Source organism: Pseudomonadota bacterium (genome assembly GCA_026390555.1).
Taxonomy (GTDB): Bacteria; Bdellovibrionota_C; UBA2361; order UBA2361; family OMII01; genus OMII01.
In genome coordinates this window covers 1-3,431 of the sequence record JAPLFS010000077.1, presented here as the reverse complement: position 1 = coordinate 3,431, position 3,431 = coordinate 1, and the positions used below count along the sequence as shown (strand labels likewise).

General features: G+C 49.1%; 4 protein-coding genes. 2 read left to right on the top strand and 2 right to left on the bottom strand.

Annotated features, from left to right (window positions below; translation table 11 throughout):
* Positions 1-53 precede the first annotated feature (53 nt).
* Both NTV65_11065 and NTV65_11060 read left to right on the top strand, forming a co-directional pair.
* Entirely contained in the window at positions 54-698 is a 645-nt protein-coding gene (locus tag NTV65_11065) for a hypothetical protein (protein MCX6115736.1), read from the top strand.
* A 313-nt stretch (positions 699-1,011) separates the two neighbouring features.
* Positions 1,012-1,725, top strand: a complete 714-nt coding sequence (locus NTV65_11060; GenBank protein ID MCX6115735.1) for a hypothetical protein — start codon at positions 1,012-1,014, stop codon at positions 1,723-1,725.
* 132 nt (positions 1,726-1,857) lie between these two features.
* Here NTV65_11060 and NTV65_11055 read toward each other — a convergent pair whose 3' ends face one another.
* On the bottom strand, positions 1,858-3,018 hold the full coding sequence (locus NTV65_11055) for an ATP-binding protein (GenBank protein MCX6115734.1): 1,161 nt from the start codon (positions 3,016-3,018) through the stop codon (positions 1,858-1,860).
* A 225-nt stretch (positions 3,019-3,243) separates the two neighbouring features.
* Positions 3,244-3,431, bottom strand: a 188-nt coding sequence (locus NTV65_11050; GenBank protein ID MCX6115733.1) for a hypothetical protein, incomplete at its 5' end; no start/stop codon positions are given.

Sequence of the window (3,431 nt, the reverse complement as noted above, 5' to 3'; positions counted from 1 at the left end):
CTGTAAAGTAAGCAAGGCACTTAGCCGATAACTTATTAAGGGAGCTAAAAGCGATGCCGGACCCGACCACGCAGAAACTCACGATAGCTGAGTATAAGGAAGCGCAGACAAAGCTCAGCGAGCTAATGGCAAATGCTGTCACTGGTTTTGCGGCCGCCCAGCAGGTTGGAGATTTAGTTGCGGCTAAAGCATGGAGCGAGACACTCGTGCTGCCTATAGCGAGCCTTAAGGAGCAGTTCCTGCAACTCTCTCCACGGGATCAATTTGTGTCTAAGTACTCTGTAGAGAAAATTAACGCTCACCAGGTACGGTTTATTATACCTAAGGGTGTTTCAAGGATAGATTTACTTGACGAGGCGCAGGGGATAGCAATGAGGCTTTATGGGCGAGATGCCATAGAGCCCTTCCAGCTTAAAAATTGGCAAAAAGAGGATGATTTTAGAACTAAGACCACCTCAAAAACTAAGCTAGGGATAGATGGGAGGGTTAAAGGGCTTGATGGCAAGACTCGTAAACAACAGGAGCGCCTTATAGAGAAGCAACTTGTGGCGGTGCGCTCTACTTCCGTAGTTTTGGGCTCGTCGTCTATAACTGCTACGGCGACCGCGGTAACGACGATGTGTCTGCGTCTCGGTCGCTACCTTCCACGAATTAAAAACTTGATCCTTGATTCTTGGATAATTCATCCCCTCCGTTAGGTCATGTGGGTACGGGGTTACTCCTGGTCCACGATGTGGCGAAGCGCTGGGAACGCCGTTCTCCAGAACGGCTAGGTATAAATGCTCAGGTAGGCGATCCCTTTCATGGCCGGTCGGATACCGGCGGTCCCAGGGCTCACGCCTCACCCAATAGGATAACGATGCTCCAGAGTTGTAAGAGAGGGGATACCGGCGGTCCCAGGGCTAACGCCTCTCTTCTACCCCTATTTAAGCCCTGCTTTGGCCCAGATTGGATCTACCCTAAAGTAAGTAATACTCCCAGCCGATAGTATTAGCTAAGGAGCTAAAAGCTATGTCGGACCCGACCACTAACAAACTCACGATAGCTGAGTATAACGAAGCCAAGCTAAAGCACAGCGAGCTAATGGAAAAAGCTGTCTCCGGTCTTGCGGCCGCCCAGCAGGCTGGAGATTTGGCAGCGGCTAAAGCATGGAGCGAGACACTCGAGATACTCGTGCTGCCCATGGAGAGCCTTAAGGAGCAGTTCCTGCAGCTCTCTCCACAGGATCAATTTGTATCTAAGTACTCGGTAGAGAAAATTAACGATCACCAGGTACGGCTTGTTTTACCTCAGGGTACTTCAAGGATAGCGTTACTTGAAGAGGCACAGGAGATAGAGCGGGGGCTTTATGGGCGAGATGCCGTATATCCCAACCAGCTTAAAAAGTGGCAAAATGACAATGATTTTATATCTAAGACCACTTCAACAACTAAGCTAGCGATAGATGGGAGGTTTGAAGGGCTTGATGCAAAGAGCCGTGAAGAACAGGAGCTCCTTCTAAAGGTGCAGTGTGGAGAGATGCAGATGGCACCGTTCGCTGATCTAGCGGTAGCGCATACGGCGTTCTTTATTCTAACCGGAAAGAGTCTGTTTCATGGGCAGTTGGTGCGGGCTTGTGACGGTACGCTATTCTTCGGTAGTTTTGGGCTCGACGTCTGTTCCTATGACGACGACGTTAGTAGTGACGCTATGTCTGCGTCTCGGTCGCTACCTTCCACGAATTAAAAACTTGATCCTTGATCCTTGATCCTTGGTATTTGGGTTTTGGGGAAGCTTGGGGAGCATACCCAGACGAAGCTCAAAGAGCGCAGTCTGGGTTCGGCGGTGGGTAAGTGAGGATCGGGGGCTTCCAACTCGCTATGCGATCGAGCCGATATTATGAATTGGAACGATTGAGATATCGTCGATCGAGAAACTTTCATTGCCGGTATAAATAACGGTAGGTTTCGTTACGCGTGCCCCTTTTTGTGCCATGTAAAAGCGGATGTTTTTTAGGAACTCAGGATTAAAAGTAGAGCTTGCTTTGACTTCAATCAGACGGGCATCGGCGCCCTCGTCCAAGATGAAGTCGATCTCGTGTCCAGCACTATCTCGGAAGAAGCTCAACGACGACTCACGAGCAGAGTTGTAACAGTTCTTGATAATCTCACTTGCTACAAATGTCTCTACGATAGAGCCTCTTAAAGGATGGAGAGCTAATTGCTCAGGTGAACGGATACCTAAGAGGTAGCAGAGAAGTCCCGTATCCAGGAAGTAGAGCTTTGGAGATTTGAGGATCCGTTTTGATAAATTTCGGTGATGGGGTTGGATACGTGAGATGATAAAGCTGGTTTCAAGCACTGAGAGCCACTCACGGACGGTGCTTTGGTTGATTCCCGCCTCATTGCCTAAGTTTGTGGCGTTCAGTAATTGACCACTTCGACCGGCGCAAAGCTTCAGAAATCGTTCAAAGAGGGTAAGGTCGCGCACGTTGATGATCTGTCTGATGTCTCGCTCTATGTATGTTTGCACATAGAAGCTGTGAGCTTGGCCTGGATCTAGGTTGTCCTTAAAGATTCGTGGGTATCCTCCGAGTAAGAGTCGCTCATCGAGGGTTTTTGGGGCGCAATTCGACTCGGCCAACTCTGCTGCGCTGAGGGGGAGGAGTCGAAGGATCGCCGTTCGACCGGAGAGTGACTGTGATACCGACTCCATTAGTTGATATTGATGACTACCGGTGAGGATAAACTCACCCGCATTATCCCGTTCGTCAACGGCGACCTGAATGTAGGAGGCGAGATCGGGCATGTACTGGATCTCGTCGATAATGCAACCGCCCCGATGGGATTCGATAAAGGCACGAGGATCCTCCGCAATACGAGCCCTTTCGTCGGGACGTTCTAAATTAATAAGGGGAAGGGAGGGGAATGCTGTTCGACACAGGGTTGATTTGCCAGATTGTCGTGGGCCAACAACTGTTACTACAGGATATTGTTTTGCAAGACTAATGAGGTAGGGAGAGAGGGCCCGCAGAATCATATGTGTAGATTAGGGTTTAAATCCCTAATTTGCAAGAACTATTGAAATATCCAGAAATATCAAAAGGATAGGAAGATCAATTCACTTTCCGCAAGTAGCCGATCTGCGGTGTCGACATTGCAACAGAGCTTCTTAGGTGTCCGAAAGTTGCATGGATATTGTTTGTCGTCGCCCAGATTACCGATAAGGATTCATGCATGTTGGTACGGGGTCACGGCCATTAAGTTAAGGGGTTTTCCATCTAATGTAACCACACTTATTGGCGAGGAACCCTGTAAAGTAAGCAAGGCACTTAGCCGATAACTTATTAAGGGAGCTAAAAGCGATGCCGGACCCGACCACGCAGAAACTCACGATAGCTGAGTATAAGGAAGCGCAGACAAAGCTCAGCGAGCTAATGGCAAATGCTGTCA